The organism is Vibrio sp. R10-SG-ISO4 (assembly GCF_059834135.1).
In genome coordinates, this window is record NZ_JCBDHJ010000011.1 from 1 (window position 1) to 21,226 (window position 21,226).

The 21,226-nt window shown below is 50.4% G+C and carries 17 protein-coding genes; 8 read left to right on the forward strand and 9 right to left on the reverse strand.

Annotated features, from left to right (window positions below):
- Positions 1–452: AMP-binding enzyme (locus tag AC6R03_RS05830; protein WP_500653647.1), on the forward strand; the 452-nt coding region annotated here is incomplete at its 5' end.
- 28 nt (positions 453–480) lie between these two features.
- Here AC6R03_RS05830 and AC6R03_RS05835 read toward each other — a convergent pair.
- Positions 481–1,059 carry a class I SAM-dependent DNA methyltransferase gene (locus AC6R03_RS05835; RefSeq protein WP_500632132.1) on the reverse strand — a complete coding sequence of 193 codons (579 nt, stop codon included), beginning with the start codon at positions 1,057–1,059 and terminating at the stop codon, positions 481–483.
- Between the two features lie 143 nt (positions 1,060–1,202).
- Here AC6R03_RS05835 and AC6R03_RS05840 point away from each other — a divergent pair, with 143 nt between their 5' ends.
- Both AC6R03_RS05840 and AC6R03_RS05845 read left to right on the forward strand, forming a co-directional pair.
- Positions 1,203–2,081 carry a LysR family transcriptional regulator gene (locus AC6R03_RS05840; protein ID WP_487902307.1) on the forward strand — a complete coding sequence of 293 codons (879 nt, stop codon included), beginning with the start codon at positions 1,203–1,205 and terminating at the stop codon, positions 2,079–2,081.
- A 175-nt stretch (positions 2,082–2,256) separates the two neighbouring features.
- Complete coding sequence (locus tag AC6R03_RS05845; protein WP_500632128.1) at positions 2,257–3,150, forward strand: cation diffusion facilitator family transporter; 894 nt, start codon at positions 2,257–2,259, stop codon at positions 3,148–3,150.
- Between the two features lie 139 nt (positions 3,151–3,289).
- Here the strand turns inward: AC6R03_RS05845 and AC6R03_RS05850 are convergent, their stop codons facing one another.
- A complete protein-coding gene (locus tag AC6R03_RS05850) occupies positions 3,290–5,650 on the reverse strand; it encodes a Lon protease family protein (protein WP_500632127.1) in 2,361 nt (786 codons plus the stop codon).
- A 202-nt stretch (positions 5,651–5,852) separates the two neighbouring features.
- Here AC6R03_RS05850 and AC6R03_RS05855 point away from each other — a divergent pair, with 202 nt between their 5' ends.
- Together AC6R03_RS05855 and AC6R03_RS05860 are read left to right on the forward strand one after the other, a co-directional pair.
- Complete coding sequence (locus AC6R03_RS05855; protein WP_500632126.1) at positions 5,853–6,353, forward strand: hypothetical protein; 501 nt, start codon at positions 5,853–5,855, stop codon at positions 6,351–6,353.
- A 217-nt stretch (positions 6,354–6,570) separates the two neighbouring features.
- Positions 6,571–7,485: a LysR family transcriptional regulator gene (locus AC6R03_RS05860; RefSeq protein WP_500628736.1), complete on the forward strand. Its 915-nt coding sequence runs from the start codon at positions 6,571–6,573 to the stop codon at positions 7,483–7,485.
- 84 nt (positions 7,486–7,569) lie between these two features.
- Here the strand turns inward: AC6R03_RS05860 and gltS are convergent, their stop codons facing one another.
- The 6 genes from gltS to AC6R03_RS05890 all read right to left on the reverse strand — a co-directional run bounded on the left by gltS (position 7,570) and on the right by AC6R03_RS05890 (position 17,011).
- A complete protein-coding gene (gene gltS, locus AC6R03_RS05865) occupies positions 7,570–8,820 on the reverse strand; it encodes a sodium/glutamate symporter (protein ID WP_500632125.1) in 1,251 nt (416 codons plus the stop codon).
- Between the two features lies 1 nt (position 8,821).
- Complete coding sequence (locus AC6R03_RS05870; protein WP_500632124.1) at positions 8,822–10,111, reverse strand: patatin-like phospholipase family protein; 1,290 nt, start codon at positions 10,109–10,111, stop codon at positions 8,822–8,824.
- A 94-nt stretch (positions 10,112–10,205) separates the two neighbouring features.
- Complete coding sequence (locus AC6R03_RS05875; RefSeq protein ID WP_500632123.1) at positions 10,206–11,681, reverse strand: efflux transporter outer membrane subunit; 1,476 nt, start codon at positions 11,679–11,681, stop codon at positions 10,206–10,208.
- Between the two features lie 2 nt (positions 11,682–11,683).
- A complete protein-coding gene (locus tag AC6R03_RS05880; protein WP_500632122.1) occupies positions 11,684–14,758 on the reverse strand; it encodes an efflux RND transporter permease subunit in 3,075 nt (1,024 codons plus the stop codon).
- Between the two features lie 15 nt (positions 14,759–14,773).
- Entirely contained in the window at positions 14,774–15,859 is a 1,086-nt protein-coding gene (locus AC6R03_RS05885; protein ID WP_500632121.1) for an efflux RND transporter periplasmic adaptor subunit, read from the reverse strand.
- A gap of 99 nt (positions 15,860–15,958) precedes the next feature.
- A complete protein-coding gene (locus AC6R03_RS05890; RefSeq protein ID WP_500632120.1) occupies positions 15,959–17,011 on the reverse strand; it encodes a porin in 1,053 nt (350 codons plus the stop codon).
- A gap of 330 nt (positions 17,012–17,341) precedes the next feature.
- On the opposite strand from AC6R03_RS05890, the gene AC6R03_RS05895 reads away from it, so the two are divergent.
- Complete coding sequence (locus AC6R03_RS05895; protein ID WP_500632119.1) at positions 17,342–18,166, forward strand: MipA/OmpV family protein; 825 nt, start codon at positions 17,342–17,344, stop codon at positions 18,164–18,166.
- 50 nt (positions 18,167–18,216) lie between these two features.
- Positions 18,217–18,990, forward strand: coding sequence for a hypothetical protein (locus AC6R03_RS05900; protein ID WP_500632118.1), 774 nt, complete (start codon positions 18,217–18,219; stop codon positions 18,988–18,990).
- A gap of 27 nt (positions 18,991–19,017) precedes the next feature.
- Here AC6R03_RS05900 and AC6R03_RS05905 read toward each other — a convergent pair whose 3' ends face one another.
- Positions 19,018–19,917, reverse strand: coding sequence for a LysR family transcriptional regulator (locus AC6R03_RS05905; protein ID WP_334552215.1), 900 nt, complete (start codon positions 19,915–19,917; stop codon positions 19,018–19,020).
- 122 nt (positions 19,918–20,039) lie between these two features.
- Between AC6R03_RS05905 and lldD the strand changes: the two genes are divergently transcribed.
- Positions 20,040–21,176 (forward strand): FMN-dependent L-lactate dehydrogenase LldD, encoded by a 1,137-nt coding sequence (gene lldD, locus AC6R03_RS05910; protein WP_500632117.1) that lies wholly within the window; start codon positions 20,040–20,042, stop codon positions 21,174–21,176.
- Positions 21,177–21,226: the final 50 nt, after the last annotated feature.

The following is a 21,226-nucleotide window of genomic DNA, read 5'->3' on the forward strand; positions in this document are numbered from 1 at the left end:
ACACTTGGCATCATGGTGATGACGTTCAAATGAGTCAAACCGGTGGTGTACGCTTTTTTGGCCGTAGTGATGCCACCCTCAACCCGGGTGGCGTCAGGATCGGCAGCGCTGAAATTTATCAGCAAGTGAACCAGTTGCCAGAAGTCCTTGATTCTATCGCGGTTGGGCGCGTAAAAGAGGGAGACGAAACCATTGTCCTGTTCGTCCAGTTAGCAGAGGGGGTAATACTCGATGAGAGACTCAAAGCTGCCATCACCACTCGACTCAGAAGCCAATGCTCACCACGCCACGTACCCAGCGAAATTTACACGTTGAGTGATATACCCAAAACCAAATCTGGCAAGTTAGTTGAACTGGCGGTGAAACAAGTGCTTCATGGCGAAACAATAAAAAACCTCGGTGCTATTGCTAACCCCGAGGTTTTAGAAGAAGTTCGTCGCTATCAGCATTAAAAGCAAAGACACTCAAGCTCTTAGCGAATTATTTTTTGGCTATCGCCATCAAAACCGGCAGCTTGCCGTGTGGGGTATCTATCGCGAACGGTACAGAAGTCAGCACTTCACTAAAACCAACACCGGTGAGCACTTGGTTCACGTGCTCCTTGCTCATTCCGCTCTCTTGATTGCCGTCAGAGAGCCAATCCCAATGAACAAAGTGGCCACCGGCATCAAGTAGGCTGTAAACCACGTCGGCGGTTTCCGCGTAGTTAGGAAGAAAACTGCACACCGAGGAGGCCACGACGAGATCAAACTGATGTCGAAAAGCCGGGTGCATGGCGACTAAGCCGCGTGAAAGAATATCGACGACGGGCTCAACATTGGCGAGCTCTTTGAGATCGAGTTGTTCAATCATCGCTTCCGAGCTGTCTAGCGCGACGATGTCTTTCACCAATGGAGAGAGTTTTTGGCTCAGTAATCCTGTACCGCAACCAAAATCTAACACATGTGTATTTTGAATGCGGACTGCATTCTCCAATGACTCGAACGCCTTTTGCGCATAAAGGCTGGTGGACTCATCTTTCTCCCAGTCCGGTGCGAGTTCATCCCAAGTTGCCGCCATCATGATCTCCCTATAACATCTTCATTTGGCATAGCAGAAGATTACCAAACCTGCATGAAATTGATAGCATTTCGCTACTGAAAACAGACAGACATCTGTTATTCGTATAAGATCGATGATAACCCAACCAAATTGACCAAAATATGAACTTATCGCAAATTGAGGCATTTTGTACCATCGCCGATACGGGTTCCGTCTCAGAGGCGGCTCGCCAGTTAGACTGCAATCGAACTAAGCTCAGTATGGCCATTAAAGCGTTGGAAAAAGATCTGCAAATCGACCTGTTCATTCGCACTGGCAACCATTTGACCCTCTCTGAGGCCGGCAAAGCCATCTACAAAGATTGCCAAAACTTGCTGGTCACCGCCGCGAGAATTCGCCAAACCTGCGCGCAAGTCTCAGGTGAATTTAACGCCGAAGTGTGGATCGCTCGTGACGATTCATTGCCTGATGATATGTGGCTGGATCTTTCCCACAAACTCAACAACCAGTTCCCTGCCACCTCATTCAACCTCGTCTTGGCATCCAGTGGCGACTTGGCAAACTTGGTCGCCACCGGGCAAGTCGATTTTGCCTTTGGTGTGGATTACGAACGCATCGACGACCCACACATCGCCTACCAACCCTTAGGCAAAATCCGCATGATGTCAGTATGCAGTGCGGATCATAAGCTCAGTCAGTTGCGCCGAGTATCCGACGATGAGCTGCGCAATGCCATGCAAGCGGTCATGGTGTATCTTAATGAGAAAGACAACCCAGAACTTCAGCCTTTTTCATTGCGACACATCGGTTTTTCAAGCTTCGATTATATGCTCAAAACCATTATGGAAGAGGACGCATGGGGCGTGTTACCTGAACCCTTGATTCGCCATTTGTTGCGTCAGCAAAAGCTCTCGGTCATCAAACATACCTACGGACTTACTCAGGAAGATTACTGCATGTTTACGTCTGCGGGCATGGCGGAGCACCCAGGGATGACTTGGCTTGCGGATCGCCTCAATGAATATTTGTTTGATTTCTAAACCGACCGACAGCCAGCGTCAAATTTATTGACACATAATTTTCTTGTTAACCAGCTGATTTATAATAAAATATTTACCAACCCTTCCTTTCACCCTTCGACCATGCACATTTCTCAGTTGTTTAAATGTCCGCTTAAGTAAAAACTATAAGCGTGTTTACGACAGAGATGATGTTATGTGTGCTCAAACCAGCTTGAATGAAAAACGAATACTGACCTTTTCAGCTCTTATTGCGTCTGGCTTTGCTGTGGGTGGTTTGGTACTCGGTTCATTGGTTGGATCACTGGTTATCGTCTTTGACGGCGTCTACTCACTTGTTAGTTTGCTGTTAACTTTATTGTCGCTCGCGGTATCACGTTACATCCAGAGCCCACAGAAAAGTCATTTTCCTTTTGGTAAAGCGGTGTTAGAGCCGGTGGTCATCGCCATCAAAGGAGCGGTTATCTTATCGATTGTTGGGTATTCGCTGTACTCCGCACTTATCGCTGTTGCGAATGGCGGCCGCGAGGTTGATCCTTCGATTGCGTCTCTGTTTGGCATCGTGAACGTCATTGGCTGTGGTTATGCATGGTGGATGATCGCGAAAAAATCTCAGCGTTTTTCCTCTGGCCTGATTGAGGCGGAAGCCAAGCAGTGGCAAATGGATACACTGCTTAGTGTCGCGGTTACGCTCGGTTTCTTACTCGCTTTGGCGCTAACCTATTCGCCGTTCGCGCACTACGCAGTATACGCAGACCCGATGATGATGATTGCCATGTCGTTTTACTTTATCAAAGTACCGTTTGATATGATTCGCGATGCGATGCGAGAACTACTGATGATGGCACCAAGCAAAGAAATTCTGCGCCGCGTGGACAAAGAAGTGAGCGCCCTTGACGCGCAACTTAGCTCGCAACTTGAAGTGGCTGGCGTGACGAAAGTGGGTCGTGAGCTGCGTGTCCGCCTCGATGTCACCACCGACCAGAAACAGCTGAAAGTCTCGGAGTTGGACACCATGCGTCAAGTGCTGAAAACCAAACTCGCCTCGCTGTCGTTGGATTTACAGCTCTCCATGAACATCGCACGTTGAACATCACCACTTCAGTACAGAACCGCTCAAATAAGGAGACCTCGCTAAGGCGAGGTCTCTCTTTTGTTTCTCTTCTCTTTTTTACTTCTTTTTTTTTCTTGTCATACCCAAGGTTGACAAGCCTAGATAAGCAATCGAACTACTTGCGCAGAGCGTTGAGTTTGGCCTGCGCAATACCAAAGATGGTGTCAATCGGGTAGCTGCCCTCATCGCTCGGCTGACCAGCGGCTTTGCCGGTAAACAACTCAATCGCCTCCGTCACATGATCAATCGCCCAAATGTTGAACTCGCCTTTCTCCACCGCTTTGACGATGTCAGGACGCAACATCAGGTTGTGCATATTTGAGCGAGGAATGATCACCCCTTGATTTGGCGAGCGACCTTTGATGGTACACACATCAAAGAAGCCCTCAATCTTCTCGTTGACGCCACCAATCGGTTGAGACTCGCCAAATTGGTTCATCGAACCGGTGATCGCTATATCCTGACGATTGGGCTGCTTAGAAAACGCCGACACCACCGCGCAAAACTCCGCCATGCTGGCGCTGTCGCCATCTACCCCGCCGTAGGACTGCTCAAACGTAATCGTGGTGCTGAGCGGCACTTTCGCGGTTTTACCAAACACCGATGAGAGATAGGCGGTTAAAATCATCACGCCTTTGGAGTGAATGCTGCCACCAAGGTCGACACTGCGCTCAATATCAATCACATCACCATCACCATAACAGGTGGTGGCGGTGATGCGATTCGGCGCGCCAAACATGTACTCGCTGGTACTGAGCACCGACAACGCATTGACCTGACCGACCGCCTCGCCTTCCACTCGAATCAGAGTTGTGCCGTTGGTGAACCCTTCCATCACGGTGTCTTTCAAACGGCTCACTCGCATCTCTTGATTAGCCAGTGCCTCTTCGACGTGGCTGACGCGTATCATATTGGAGTTGGCTTGACGCGCGACGTAGTTCGATTCACGCAACAAATTGGCGATATTGGCCGAATGGAGTGATAACTTGGTTTGATCGCCCGCCAATCGTGAACTGTGTTCGATGATGCGCGCAATCGCTTTGCGGTCACAATGCAGCATACTGTTGTCGTTCACGACACTTGAAATAAAGCGCGCATAGTGCAATTCCGATTCAGGCGTGCGCGTCATCTCATCTTCAAAATCGGCGGTGACACGGAACAGTTCGCTGAACTCAGGATCGTAGTGTTGCAGCAACTGATAGGTGCGATAGTCACCAAACAGGATAATTTTTACATCCAAAGGAATCGGCTCAGGATCGAGTGAGACGGCGCCGGTGAGTGTCACCTCTTTCTCTAGCGCCGTTAAACTGAGCTGACGCGCCCTTAACGCCCGCTTAAGCCCATCCCACACATAGGGCTGTTCTAACACCTTTTGCGCATCCATCAGCAATACACCGCCGTTGGCTTTGTGCAAGCTCCCCGCGCGTATCAACGAGAAGTCGGTGAAGACTGTGCCTTTAAAGGTAGCGGTTTCGATGTAACCGAACAAAGTGTGGTAGTTCGGATTCTCTTCCACCACAATGGGGAACTTACTCTCTTTACGGCTTACCAAAACGTTAACCTTGTAACGGCGAGGCAATTTTTTGTCCAGTGAAGCCGCGGCCACCTCTCCTTGCTCAGCGCTCTGCTCAAGAAAGATGTCGGCATTCTCGACGATGTCTTGTGAAAGTTCACTCAGGTAGGATTTGATCTCTGGGTATCCTGAGTAATCCTTTTTCAACTGTTTGATAAAGTGCGTAATCACATCGAGTGTCACGTCATCATTGAGTTTTTTGATTTTTTCGCTGTAGGCTTCTTCCCACTCGGTGAGCTGACGCACCATGTTTCTCAAGTTGACTTCAAGCTCATCAATGGTCGCGCCGAAGTACTCCTGTTCTTTTTTGCTCAGTGCATCAAACGACTCTTCGGTGTGCATCTCTTCGCCGTTCATCGCAACAAACTGATAATCGCCTTGCGTCGTGATGGTAAGACTGATGCCTTTGGCTTTCGCTTCTTTAGTAATACTGGCAAGCTCAGCTTCTTGCTTGGCGGCCAATTGGTTTTTCAATTTGTCCGCACGGCTGTAGTAGAGTTCGTTATCAAACGCGAGAGGCATCGCATTGACTAACTTGCCCATCAACTTTTCAATGTCTTGCTTTAATCGGCTGCCGACACCACAAGGGAGCTTCAACACTCTTGGCGTACGGATATCCTCGAAATTCGCCACATAGCACCAATCGTACAACGCACTCTCATCGTGTTTGTGGCGGTTGAGGTAACGTAAAATCATGGTGCGCTTGCCCAGTCCATTCTGGCCAATCGCATAAATGTTGTATCCCTTCTCCTTGATCGACATCGCAAACTCTACCGCTTTCTGCGCGCGCTCTTGACCGACAATCTCATCAATAGGGGCCAACTCTTTGGTTGATTTGCTGTCGAGCTTTTCTAGCTCCGCAAAATGATACAGCTGGCTCGCCTCAAGTCTTTGAATAGCCATAGTTCGGTCCTTCATTGTTATTGTTCTGTTTCCTTAGTTTAGGTCAGTTTTATTTAGTTTTTAGTGACTTACACAGTATTCACGTTCAACTGCTCAAATAACCAGCAAATCGCCCCAACAAAATAACAAATGATAATTATTTGCATATAATAACCAATTGCATTTAAATACGCAGTGTGCCGTTTAATGTGGAGTGATATCAATGGATTTACAGCAATGCTGGACACACTATCTCAAAGCCGAACAATTGCTGGAGCAAGGACATTGGCCTGAAGCCTATTACCTGTACGATCAAGTGTTGGCCTACCTACCCAGCCATGTCCAACAGGCGATGGAGGATGACAACACCAAGCCATGCCAGTTTCGCTGTTTGACGACAGCATTACGAGATGCCGCCATCACACAATCAGAAATCCTCAACAAAATGGGGCAACATCATCGTGCCTTTGAACTGCTCAACCAAACCTACGCCCAACTTCAGTTTATGTCGATTGAGTCCAACCCATTGGTTGAGGCCATCAGTCATATTCTGCACCACCAGTGCGAGGATCTGCTCCACCATATGACCGCATTTTGCAGTGCTCAGCGCAGTGCACAATGGATGCTAGAGCTACAAGAGGTACAAAAAGCCCATCACCACTTTGCCACGTTGAAGAACAGAGTATTTGACAAAACCCTAAATGCAGCCATCGAAGTTCATTAAATTAAATATCTACACCTTGATACGGGAAAATAAATATTAAAACTGAAATTAAATTATTATTTAACCTGCGTTTTTATCCAAAAAATTCGACTCATTTATCATAATTAACTCAGTGTTACAATTGCCAATATTATTAATAGTTCTTATCGAAAGAAAATATATTGACTTCTTACTTGGTTTGATGAAAATCATAGCCATCATATTTGGGAGTCAACCGATGAGTTGTGATAAAAGTAAACTTGATTTAAGCGCGCTTCGGATATTTTTGGAAGTCTATCGTACTGGTTCAATTACCGCCGCCGCGGATAAACTGGATATGACCCAACCGGGTGTCAGTACCGCCATAAAACGCTTGCAAAACCAGATCGGGGCCGCCTTGTTTGTTCGCCAAGGGCGCTCTATCACTCCTACGCAAAAAGGCATTAACTTTGCGGAACAACTGAAACAATCCATTTACTTATTAGATGATGCGGTTGACTCTCTTTCTGAATTTACTCCCGCACAACATCGCACATTTAAAGTATTAGTTAACGAAGCAATGCTAAATATTTTACATCCAGCGATAGAGCGAGATAACGAACTCGAAAATATTACAATCGAACTGCATCCTATTCCTATTTCCGAAGAATTATTAGAAGAACAATTGAGCTTAAGTCAATTCGATTTAGCTATCGATATTTATGTGCCGCAGAATAAAGCGTTTATGAGTGAATTGTTAATTGAGGATCACTGCGTGGTAGCGTGTCGCCAAGATCATCCACGTATTCATGATCACATCAACGAAGCGCAGTTTTACGCTGAGAAGCACATCATTATGATGATGGAACGCGGCAGTATGTCCCTTGCTCAGCGATTCACTAAATCTTACATCCCGACCCGTGATATCAGCTCGGTCAGCGATTCTTTGCTCGGGGCCTTACATCTCGCCAGCATGTCGGATTGCTTGTGCACGTCCAGCTACCTACTCGGCCAACAAGTCGAACACCGCTTAGGCATCAAATTGCTCCCTTACCCACTCGACAGCATCTCTATCAACCATACGATGATCTGGCACCGTCGAGACAGTAACTCCGATGCCGGTATTTGGCTGCGCGATAAAATTAAGCACTACATCGCGAGCGCCAAGCACTGAGTTTGGGTTAATTTTCCTACAAAGCAACGCGGCGCCTCAGGCGCCGCGTTTGATTTTGGATTGTTCTCAACCCAATAACACCCGTTACCAAGTCACAAAATAGTTGATCACCAAGGCGTTGACCACATCGATGAAAAATCCGCACACCAAAGGTAGAATGATAAACGCCTTATGCGCGGCTCCGTATTGCTGCGTCACCGCGGTCATATTGACAATCGCGGTGGCGGTCGAGCCTAATGTCACCCCGCCAAAGCCGGCGCACATGACAGCTGCTTCATAATCTTTGCCCATCGCGCGGAATACCACCCAGACGGTAAACACAATCGACAACAAGACTTGAGCACTCATGACCACCGCAAGGTAACCCACGCTACCTTGCAGCTCCCACAATTTGAGGCTCATCAGCGCCATGGTTAAAAACATCCCCAAGCAGATATCTTGGATAAGTGAGAGCCCTTTTTCGGCGTCTTCGGCGTAAGTGTTAAACTCCTCGCTGCGCAGCTTGGTCAAAATCCAGCGACCGAAGTTACCCAGTACAATACCGCCTATCAAACACGCCACAAACATGGGTAGCTTGAGGCCCGCTGCCTCTAGCGACAAATCCAAAAAGTAGCCAATAATTAAAGAGACATTCAGCCATAGCCAAGCGCGCAGCACACCAAAATAATCCACCGAGATGTCTTTTTTGCTGCTGGTGTGCGCCATACCAATATCCAAATCGTGGGCACTATTGGCGCTGATAGCGTGTCGCTTCATCAAATACGCTGCAATCGGGCCGCCGATGACACACGCCGAAATCAAGCCTAGCGTGTTGGCAGCAATGCCGAGTTCCATCGCATTAGCAATACCGAGATCGTCAATAAAGGTGGGCGCCCACGCAACGGTAGTGCCTACGCCACCAATCAGCGAAATCGAACCTGTCATTAACCCTGCTTTCGGGTCAAAACCAAACAAGGTCGCGACGCTGATACCGAGTACGTTTTGCAGTACGATGTAGACACTCGCCAGCAGCAACAATACCATCAAGGGCTTACCGCCATTGAGCAAACTGTCGATGTCTGCTTTAAGGCCAATTCCGGCAAAAAAGTAGAGCAGCAAAATGTCACGCACCTGCAAGTTAAACTGGATCTCTTTCCCAAACAGGTAGTAAACCAAGGCAACCACCAAAGTACAGATAAAGCCGCCAATCACCGGCTCAGGCAAACTGTATTTTTGCAGCACACGACTGCGCGATAAGACGAACTTACCGATAAAAAGTAGGATGATAGCGATAGTGAAGGACACAAAATCCACCACTTCGATGGTGTCGATCACCGATTTCTCCGATAGGGCCATATTACTCTCTGTTTGCCTCTTGTGGGTGAGTGCCTTGATAGATGAAAAGCGCCAGCTCTGGGTGTGTCATTACTTGTTGGTAGCCGTGTTCAATCAGCCGCGTGACCTGCGCTTCTTTGAGATGAAAATCGGTTGGGATGGACTGAACAAAAGCCTGGTCCTCCGCCGTTGAGAGATTGATATCGACAAACAGATAGCGCCTATCAGGCTGCTGTGCTTGCCACTCATCCAAAATCATGCTGAGGTAGGTTTTGGACAAATCGTTGTAACGGTGGATCTGCACGTCACTGGCCGAACCCAATAGATTCGCCATTGTCGGCTCTTGCTTTTGATGGCCGATTTCCCAATCTGGACGCACCGCAGCATCGACCGAAATCACCACCACGGTTTGCAGGCGATCTTTCTCAGCAACTAAGCCAAAATCTTGGGTCGTCACTAAGTCATACAGGGCGTGCAGCCCGAGGTTGTCACTGATGCCACCATCGACCAAATGCAGATATTGATAACGCTCTCTGTCCTCAAATTTTTTCAGCGAACGATTGGTGGCGCTGTGTAAGGTACGGTGCCGACTCTGCGCGCTGTAGACCGCCCGCTCACAGCCGGGATAATTCTCGAGCAGGACAGGTGAGAAGAGCAGAGGAACAGCACTGGACGCTGTGACAGCGTCACTAATTGAGTAGCTATTTAAGTCGGAGCAAATGAGATCAAAATACTCTTGGGTAAATGAAAAACGCGCGCCGGTCGAGAGATCGGTGGCATTGATAATGATCATCGGCCCATCATCGCGTAGCGCCGAGAAGGTGGTATCTTGGAAAATATGCGCGTTGTAATAGTCCGCCGCCGCGGCCGAGCGCGCATGTTTGGAGAACCAGTACTCGGGGCTCATGACGATGTCTTTCAAACTTGTCGTCACATCTTTGTATAAAAACGCCTGTTCAAAATCGTCAAAGATGGCTTCGCCGTACAAGCCGTAATAGGCAGAGGTAAAACTGCCACCAGAGACAGAGCTGATGGCGTTAACCTGATCGAGCAAACGATGGGGTTGCCCTTGGTACTCATAACGGTAGTCACGCAGTCCTTTCATGACACCGTAGGAAAACGCCGCTGCACGAGTGCCGCCGCCAGAAAAGCTCAGCAACACCACCGTATTGTCTGGCAGCGTGGCGATTTTTTCGCTCACTGTATAACGCGGTTCAGCCGAACTCGTCAGTGGTTGGTTGGTTTTTTCGGGGATCGATGAGCAGCCAGCCAAAGCAATGGCGCTGCACACTACCCAAGCGTTGGGTTTCATGTCAGTTCCTTGGAGAAGAAAGCCTCACTGCCCATGAGGAGGACCAGTACTCATCGAGCAGTAAGACTTTGATTAATGGTTAGGTTTACCCGCGTTATTGCACCGACCAATCACCGCCGAGCGATTTGTACACCGCCACGGTCGCTTGCGCCGTTTGCAGTTTGGCGGCAACTTGGCGATCTTGCATCACGCGGTGCTGACGCTGGGCGTCCAGCAGCGCAATGTAGTCAATCAGCCCCGCGCGATAGAGTGACTTGGCTTTATCCAGCGCCCGATCGGTCGCCTGCATAGCAATGTCAATTTGATCGCGGTTTTGTTGGCTGCGGCCATAGGCAAACAGCGTCGAGTCCACTTCAGCAATCGCACTATTCACCGTGTGCTCGTAGCGCAGCGCGGCGTTGTTCAAGCGTGATTCCTGAATCTCTACGTTGGCCTTGCCACGTCCGCCATCAAACACGTTCCAGCTCACGCCAGCACTGCCCGCCCAGCCGAATGAATCACTTTTAAACAGATCATCAAAGCTGCCAGCAGAGACACCTGGCGTACCAGTAATAAAGAACTTCGGATAGCGATTGACCATCGCCGCGCCAAGCTCCTCATTGATGGCGGCCATGTCACGCTCCGCGATACGAATATCTGGGCGGCGGGTCAGCAGTTCAGACGGCAAACCGACAGGAATCAAGCCTTGCAACTCAGGCACATTCTGATGCGTGGCTAGCTGGGTATCGATTTGAGTCAGCGGCACACCGAGTAAAATCGCCATGCGATGCTTATGCACCTGCTCCGCGATCTCTAACTGTGGAATGATCGCCTGCGTGGCCGCCAGCATGGCTTCGGCTTGCGATTGGTCAAGCGCCGAGCCGTAGCCACTGTTCACCACACTCGTCACCAACTTGAGGGTCTTCTTTTGATCCTCAATGTTCTCGAGCGCCAATTGCTTGCGCTGATGGGCGCCGCGATACTGCAAGTAGTTGTGAATCAGATCCGCGCTGAGCGCCAGATTCAACCCTTCACGGTAGATCTCGGCTTGTTCGACACGAATTTTCGCCGCTTCCGATTGCTTATCAATGCGGCCAAACAGATCCAACTCCCATGAGAGATTCGCGCGTAAAGCGAATCCGTCATGTTGATTGTCCATCAAGGTCATCGAACCGAGCCCCGGAGCAATGTTGTCGAGCCCCGGCACACTCTGACCAAGCGGGTTAAGGATCGGGCCTAGCGCCGAATCGTTCTTACTGAACTGGTAGTTGTAGTACCCTGCACCCACATTGACGGTGGGCACTTTGAACGACTCCACAATGGTTTGGTACGCATTCGCCATTTGGATGCGCTCTGCTGCCGTTTTCAGGTGGATATTTTGCTGTTGCAACTGTGCCACCAATTGATTGAGCGTCTCATCACCGAGGGATTGCCACCACAAATCTTGGGTTGCTTGCTCACCGTGCTCGGCGTTGAGGTAAGCCTCGGCCAAGGTCATACTTGGCGCTTGATAATCGGGGCCGACTGCACAGGCCGAGAGCGATAACGCCATCGCAACAGGCAGCAGTTTGTAAGTAAAACGTGTCATCATGATCATTGACCTGCTGGTTGGGTATCGAAGTTAAACGCGTCATCGCCGCGCGTCGGTTGGTCTTTGGTGGTGAGCATGTACACCGCAGGCATCACCATCAGTGACAGCACGGTAGCTGCCGCAAGGCCGCCGATAATAGTGGCTGCCATTTGGTCAAACAGCAGATCACTCATTAGCGGAATCATACCTAGCGCCGTGGTCAACGCGCCCATCGATATCGCCATGGTGCGGTTAAGCGTCGCGGTTTTGACCGCATCGGCCAGGCCAAGCCCTGCTTTGCGCTCAAGCTCAATTTGATCCATCAAGACAATGCCGTTTTTGATGATCATACCGGTCAAGGTGACCGCACCAATCAGCGCCATAAATCCAAACGGTTTATCAAATGCCACCAGCGAGAACACCGCCCCTGTTGCAGCCAGTGGAATGGTCGCGAGGATGATGATCGGCTGTTTAAAGCCGTTAAACATCGCGACCAAGATGATGATCATGATGATCATTGCCTTAGGCAGTTGCATCAAAATATCGGTCACCGCTTTGTGTTCATCGTAATACTCACCGCCCCACTCCATGGAGTAACCGTCTGGCAGTTCAATTGCTTCAATGCGCTCTTTCACCGCGTCACGCACTTGGGCTGGCGTGGCATGACGAGCGACACCTGCTTGCGCTGTGATGGTTTTCACTCGATCTCGGCGCCAAATCATCGACTCCTCTGGGTAGAATTCAAAACCATCCACCACTTGACCAAGCGGCACAGTGTGCATGCCAAGAATCGATTTCACCGGCAAGGTTTCAAGCGACGCCATAGTGCGCTCTGTCGCGCGAACTTGAATGGGGATCAGTTCGTCGTTAAGATTCATCATGCCGACCGTCAATCCGTCGGATGCACGTTTCATCGCCAGCGCAATGTCGGCACGGTTAATGCCTGCGCGGCGCGCTTTGTCTTGATTGATAACCGGCTTCATCACTTGCGTCTGCTGGCGCCAGTCGTCACGCACATAACGTGCATCTGGGTGGCTAGCAAAAATCACCTGAGCCTGCTCAGATAACTCATGCAGCACATTGGCATCTGGCCCTGAGAAGCGCGCTTCAACGGCAAACTTATCAGACGTCGCGAGCTTCAAGGCGCGAAAACGTGGCTGCGCATTCGGGAACTGCTCCGCAAGGTAGCGATCACCACGAGCAACCAGATCTTTGATGCCGTGAAAATCATGCGTATTGATGAGGATCTGCCCATAAGCCGCATCCAATGGCTCCGGCTCCACCGTCACAGAGAAGCGTGGCACGCTTGCGCCCACCGCCGTTGAAATGCTCTCGACTTCAGACTGAGCGAGCAGCCATTGCTCAATCTGACGCATATCACTCGAGGTTTGCTCGATTTTTGCGCCATTAGGTAGCCAGTAATCCAAGAATACGATTTCACGATCCGATTGTGGGATGAAGTTCATTCCGACCAACGGCACTAGAGCAATCGTCACGAGAATAGTTGGCACTAAGGTTGACAAAGCCTTTTTCGGGTTATCGACAATCCAGCCAGTGATCTTCGCCAGTCGATGACTGCTGCCCTCGCCCTGCTGCGCTTTTTTACTGGGTTTGATAAACAACCAACACATCAAGATGGTAAACACCATGGCGACTAGCCAAGAGAGCAGCAATGAGGCTGCGATGATGTCAAACACCGACTCTGCAAATTCCGCCGCATCCGTCTGGGAGAACACCACAGGACTTGCGCCCATGATGGCAATCACGGTCGCGCCAAGCAGAGGGATGGCGGTCTCTTTGAAAGACTCGATCGCTGCGACAGTGCGGTGTACACCTTTGTTGATTTTCACGATCATCATATCGGTGATCACGATGGCGTTGTCCACCAACATACCGAGCGCCAAAATAAAGGTGCCCAGTGAGACGCGGTGCAAATCAATCTCACGCACGTTCATGTAAATCAAGGTCAGCAGAATGGTCAGGATCAAGCTACCGCCGACAATCGCCGCACTTTTGAATCCCATAAAGACCAGCAACACGATGAAGACAATCGCCACGCTCTCGGCCAAGTTGCCAACGAACTCATCGATCGACTTCTGTACCTCTTCTGGCTGATAAGCGACGGTGGATACACTCACACCCAGAGGCAGTTCGGCATTAAATTGTGCGATCATCTCGGTGATGGTATCTCCAAGCGCGACAACGTTGATGCCATCAACCGGACTCACCGCCAAGGTCACTGCTTGTTCGCCGTTAAAACGGCTTTGAGTGAGCGCCGGCTCTAAATAGCCCATCGTCACATCCGCGACATCGCCCAAGCGAATCAAACCCGTGCTCAGCTCGCTGACGCCGCCTTTGATCACCAAGTTTTGAATGTCATCGATGGATTGAAATTCACTGCTCTGCTCGACGCGAATACGCTGTGAACCCGCATCAAAGCTGCCAGCATCAAAAGTCGTGTTTTGTGCGTTGAGTTGATTCAAAACTTGAGTCACTGACAAGCCATACTGCGCCAAGCGCTCATCGGGCATATCAATGTGCACCACGCGCTTTTGCACGCCGTGTAGCTCAATCTTTTTGATACCAGACACGGCTTTCAGTTGGCGCTGCAAGGTCTCGGCGTAGCGACGCAGCTCTTCCGGTTTTGCGTCGTCGCCATAAATGGCGAACAGCATGCCGTAGACTTCTGAAAACTCGTCTTGCACTATGCTGATCTGCGCAGTGGATGGCAGCAGCAATTTGACGTCATTGATCTTGTGACGCATCAAGTCCCAAAGCTGAGGTAACGCTTTAGAATTGGTTGACTCGTGCAGATCAACAAACACCATCGAACGCCCCGGAACAGAAATGGAGCGCAGCTTATCCAACGCGCCGATTTCTTGCAGCTTGGTCTCTATGGTGTCGGTGACTTGCTGCTCGACCTCTTCAGCGCTCGCACCAGGATAAAGCGTTACCACCACGGCGGTTTTGACAGTAAAACTGGGATCTTCGAGCTTGCCAAGATCAAAATAGGAAAACAGACCGGCAATCACGCTCAACGCAGTAAAAAACAGCACAAAGGTGCGCTGTCGAATGGCAAATTCGGCTAGATTCATCATGCTTGCATCTCACCCTTAATCTGCTCGAACCAGAACATTCGCCACTTTTTGTCCATCAGACAAATAGTGCGTACCGCTCACCACCACCTGCTCACCTGCCGAGAGTTGTCCGTCAACACACGCAGTATTGGCATTGAGTGAACGAACGGCGACAGCGCGCTTCTCAACCTTCTGATCACGGATGAGGTGTACGTGCAGTGTGTCTTGCTCGCCCACCAAGGCCGAGTAAGGCAAGCAGTAAGCCGGTACCTGCTGAGCGTTAGTGGTCGACACAACAACAGATTTACCAATAAAGAGTTCGTCACTTGGCTCAGACAGCGCAAGTTTGACCGTGTAGGTTTGTTTAATAAGGTGAGGAAACGGTGCTATTTCGGTCACTTTGGCCGCACGCTGAGCCTCGCTGCCGTACCAGCTCAATGTCGCCTCTTGGCCAGTGTTGATAGAGGCAATCAAGTTTTCCGGCACATCAATTTCCACTTGCAGCGCGTTAGGGGTTTGCAAGCCAATCACCGCCGCGCCCGGCAGCACTTGTTCAAATTCATCATACGCAATACGGCCCACTAGCCCAGAAAACGGGGCGCGCAACTCGGTGTAGCGCAACGCATCTTGCGCGCGCTGAATGTTCTTCTCCACCACTTTGACCATCGCCGCCGAACGCTCATACGCACTCATAGCACGATCAAGATTGACACTGGCGATCGCGTCATCGGCGCGCGCTTGCTTAACGCGTTTCAGTTCATTGCTGGCAAGAGCGTGCGCCGACTTAGCTTCCAGCATCTTCGCTTCTAGCTCTTCAAGCGCGACTTGGTAGTCATGCTTATCCAGTGTGGCGAGCAGTTGGCCTTTTTCAACGAAGTCGCCTTCATCGACCAGCAGCGTCTCTATGGTGCCAGCCACGCGAAACGACAGCCCTGCGCTATTTTGCGAGCTGATGATGCCATTAAAGTGCTTGAGGGTTTGCGAGAAAGGGCTTTTAAGCTCAACCACCTGTACGGTGGTTTGCTCTACGGCAGTCGACGGCAGGGTCACCTCGCCTTCACTGCACGCGGTTAAGCCGAGCGCCATCGCCACCAGTAAACTGTTGTGCGTAAACGTATTCATGGGTTAGGGTCCTATTGGTATGTGAGCCACTGGCTCGTGACAATCGGTTGAGATTGAACGCACCGAAGCGGCCAAACCACTTCGGTGCGGGGGATAACGTTAGAAGTCGTAGCGGATACCAAGCGCTAGCTCGTCTTCTTTTTGCCACTTGTATTGCACATCGCTGTCAGACAAGTTGTTGAAGTTGTATGAGATATAGCCACGGAAGTTCGGCTGGAAGTAGTAGGTCGCATCAATCGCGATGTTATCGGCTGCGTCGCTCTTCTCACCGGTGTATTTGTTTTTCTCTTCTAGGTAGTTGTAGGTCGCAGTAAAGACCGCTTTATTCAGTGTGTACGACGCCGCCACTTCATAACCTGACAGGTCAGACGCTTGTCTTAGGGTGCGGTTTTTATCTTCACCATCGACATACGCGGCGGCAAAGTAGAAGTCACGGAATGCAACCGAGCCTGCGAGCATAAATTGGTCACGTTCAATCACGTAGCCTCGCTCATCAAATTCATTGCCGTCGGCATAACCTAGGCCAAGGTTGATACCAAACTCATCGATATCAAACGCGTAGGTGGACGAAAGTGAGTAGCCATCGGCATCATTGTTGTCGAATTTATCGAGTTTGCCAGTCGCATCTTCTGTAATACGGTCTGCAAAGCGGTACGAACCTTTCACGCCCAAGCCACCAAATTTACCGGTATAGGTGAGCATGTTGTCGGTGCGATCAGCAATGGCGATTTTGTACGCCGCCGAGTTGCCGTGGTAAGCCATGATGTCGGTAAAGTCGGTGATGACGCCCAGCGCGCCTTCGTTCTTACCGTAAGTCACTTCACCAAACAGGGAGCCAAAGCCTGCGTATGCGTAACGGTTGGTGAGGTTATCTGCGTCAGTATCGGTCGCTTGACCTTGCTCATTGGTGGTGAATTCACCTTCGTAGAAGCCGATGCCGTAGAAGCCGTTGGCCAATTCCGCTTTACCTAAGAAGTTAAGACGGATACGTGAGCGATCTTCGAATTCGCCGTCCATGACTGACGCACGCGCTTCTGCGCGTCCACCCATTTGGATCGAGTTTTTACCGTCATTGTAAATTTCTGAAGCCGACACAGAGGTTGCCGTTAGCGATGCGATGGCCAAAGCCAAAAGTGTTTTGTTGCTGTTCATTTGTAAGCCCTCGAATAATTATTGGTAATTGAACGGTGTGCATAATAATTTTCGATAAGCGTAAAATACATAAAGCCAAATTTATTCAAAACATCTTCAATCGTTATGAATCTGATGAATTCTCGATCAACCCGATCGCTTATCTTGGTATGAAAGCGCCATCATCGCCAAGAAGATCACATTTCCTCAGCAATCCTGCACCATTACATCTCCACTTGTTATGCAATGTATAACTGAGCATGCCTGTACGGTGATGAATCAAGATCACTAAAATGGCGCCAACCGCGCGCTCCAAGGCGCTTTTCTTCCTCTTGCAACCAAGACATCTTGATGACTATGACTCTCAGCTCGCCCCCAACGCCCATTGCTCGCTTATGTCTCTCTCTGCTGCTTATTACCAGCCTATATTCCAGCCACGTCACGGCGACGCCATATCGATTTCCCGATTTTTTCGGCATTGGTATTGGCAAAACACCGGAATATCACGGCGCCAAAGAGAGCATGACAGGCGCAGTACCCGGCGGACGCTACGCGTTTGAATCGGGAAGGTATATGGAGTGGTATGGGCCTTATGCGGGCATTAAAGTCAACACTGACTCACACTTTGAATATGGTCCCGCCGTGCTGTACAAACTGGGTCGAGATGAGGTCAAAAATTCGGCGGTGGATCAGCTCAACGCCATAGAGTCCGGCACCGAGTTGGGGCTGTTTGTCGGCTACAGCGTCGTGAACACCGACTACGCGTTACCGTTTCGCTATCGCGCTGGCGCACTCGCAAGCCATGCCTTTAGCGGTGACACCGAAGGCGCCAACATTAACCTCTACAACAGTGTCTGGGTGCCGGTTAACCAAGAAACGTTTGTCGGCGTTGGTGCGGGTCTGACTTGGGCCAACGGCGAGTTTATGCGCAACAACTTTTCCGTCAGTGACCAAGAGAGCCAATTGACCGGCATTGCGCCTTTTGCAGCCAGTGGTGGGCTACGTCAATACTACGCCTGGACGGGAGTAGTCCATCGCCTCAATCGCCACTGGGCACTGGGTGCAGGCGCCTATATGCAGCAACTCACTAACGATGCCAAACACAGCACTATCACCGCTCAACAAGGGGACGATGTACAAGTGACGTACGGGATCGGGTTAGGTTACTTCTTTTAATTGAGGAAGATATTTAATTAAGGAACACATTTGATTAAGGAACATTTAGCATGAAACGCACCACATCGACATTGCCTGTCACCCTAGACTCCATCATAGAGATTCGCTCCGTTCGCACCGCCCTGTTGCTACTTGGCAGCGTCCTATTAACAGGATGTAGCTCCAACAGCGCCACCAGCTCTATTTTGACTTCACTTTGGAAAAACGAAGACGCGATCATGGCTGAGCAAGAACGTTATCGCACCTGCATTATCCATGCTGGTGATACCAGCGCTGTCAATCAGCAAGCGCTCGCACTGATGGTCAACACCGCCTTTGAATCCGACTCCAATGAACTGAAGATTGAAGCGCTGCGTGCCTACTCCGCCGGGGTTTCTCATCAATACAAACGCTCGCAAAGCATTCAGCTCTATCGAGATGCCTCCTTTGCGCTGTGCCAAGCCTATCAATCCGGCATGCTTAGCGAGCCCAAACGGTTCTCTCAATCGGTCGCGAAACTACTCACTCTGCTCACCCATAACGCGACATTAACGCAACTAGACGATGATCAACACACATTGACCCCGGAAAGTGAACGCACCTTCATGCAGTTGCAAAACGAACTCGCCCTGACACGCGATGAACTCGATAGCTTGATTGCGGAATCGACGACGCATGATGCCTACTTGATGGCGCAGCTCGCGATCACCACTATGGCTTTCCAAAGCCTAGAAAAAGAGTACCCCCATTTTTATGATGCTGAGGTAAAGCAAACGGACAGCCAAATGAGCAGTTACCAAGGGATCATCAGCGATTTGAAATCGGATATTCATCAGCTTAAATAGGCATCGGTGCTCGAATAGAGAGCGGACTCAAAAATAGTGCGAAATCGCCAGATATCGGGTGCGGATGTGTTCAATCAACAGCTTGACCTTGTTGGGCGGCTGGCGAGTAAAAGGATAGACGGCGTAAATGCCGAGCCGCTTAGCGACTTGTTCTGGGAAGAGGTCAACCAGCTGACCGCTGCGCAAATCATGGTAAACCAAGCAGCGCGGTACATAGGCAATGCCGTGACCACCGAGCGCCGCTTTGCGCAGAGCAGTGGCGTTATCGGTGGAAAAACTGCCGGAGACTTTAACAAAATAATGGCTCTGCTTGCCCTTGAACTCCCACTCACTGGCGCCCGTGGTTTGATAGGCGTATTGCAGGCAGTTGTGCTGCAACAGATCGCGAGGCTCTATCGGCTTGCCTTGTTTGGCAATATAGGAAGGGGACGCGCACACCACCCACTGCGAGTCTAAAATATGACGCGCGATCAGGCTCGAGTCTTCCAGGTAACCGGTGCGGATCACTAAGTCAAAACCCCCTTCCAGCAAATCGACAAACTTGTTATCCAGTGACATATCGACCGTTAAACCGGGGTGAAGATTGCAAAACTCCGCCACCGCATCAGCCAAGATCAAATCGCCCGAGATGGTCGGCACCGACATGCGAATGTGACCCGATATACTCTCGCCATACCCTGACACCGTATCGAGCGCTTCTTGCGCGGCTTGCTTCACACTTTTCGCACCTTGCGTCAGGGCTTTGCCCGCTTCTGTCAGGGTCAATTTGCGCGTTGTACGATATAAAAGCTGCACGCCGAGATCGTGCTCCAATCTTGCAATTCGTTTGCTAACTACCGAATTTGTCAGGTTATTTTGCTCTGCCACCTTGCTGAAACTGCCCAGTTCCACCACTTGAGAGAAGAGAATAAGATCGTCTGCGCGCATCGTATTATGTCATTTTTGGAATTAATCATTTTCATTATTTCCCTATACCGAGAAAAAGGAAAGCGATAAATTCACAATTAAGAAACAATTCAATCACAATGTAACGCCGTAAGGACATCGCCATGATCATTTCCGCCCCTAGCGACTATCGCGCGGCCGCTCAACGTGCCTTGCCTCCCTTTCTGTTTCACTATATTGATGGCGGCGCGAATCAGGAGCATACACTGCGCCGCAACTGCGAGGATTTACAGGCCATTGCACTTAAGCAGCGGGTACTGCGCAACATGGAAGATCTGTCACTCTCTTGCGATCTGTTTGGCGACACCCTCTCGATGCCTATTGCTCTAGCCCCCGTCGGGCTCACCGGTATGTACGCTCGGCGTGGCGAGGTGCAAGCGGCGCGCGCCGCTGACAACAAAGGCATCCCGTTTACGCTCTCGACGGTGTCTGTCTGCCCAATTGAGGAAGTGGCCCCTGTGATGGCACGCCCGATGTGGTTTCAACTCTATGTACTCAAAGATCGCGGCTTTATGAAACACGCTCTTGAAAGGGCCAAAGCGGCCGGCGTCACCACCTTAGTCTTTACCGTCGATATGCCCGTACCCGGCGCTCGATACCGTGACCGACATTCAGGCATGAGTGGTGACTACGCCGCGCTAAAGCGGGTCTGGCAAGCGACGTGTCACCCAAAGTGGGCATGGGATGTGGGTCTCAACGGTAAGCCGCATGATCTGGGCAATATTTCAGCTTATCGCGGTGAACCGACTCAGTTAGAGGACTACATTGGCTGGTTGGGGGCCAATTTCGATCCCTCCATCAGTTGGAAAGATCTCGAGTGGATTCGTGAATTTTGGCAAGGCCCAATGATTATTAAAGGCATTTTAGATCCTGAGGATGCCAAAGACGCGGTGAAATTTGGCGCCGATGGCATTGTGGTGTCAAACCACGGAGGACGCCAACTCGACGGCGTCCTCTCCAGCGCCAAAGCCCTTCCCGCTATCGCCGACGCCGTCAAAGGTGAGGTGAAGATCATGGTCGATTCGGGCATTCGAAGCGGCCTTGATGTCGTCAGAATGATCGCCCTTGGCGCCGATTGCACCCTGCTCGGTCGCTCATTTATTTATGCCTTGGCCGCGCAAGGTCAAGCCGGGGTTGAACACTTACTGAGCCTGTATGAAAGTGAAATGCGCGTCGCGATGACACTGACTGGCGCAAAATCACTTGCGGATCTCAATCTCGATGCGCTGAGCCAAATATAATCAGCAAACCGTGCAGCAAGACAGGCACCAAACGACATAATAAAAACAAG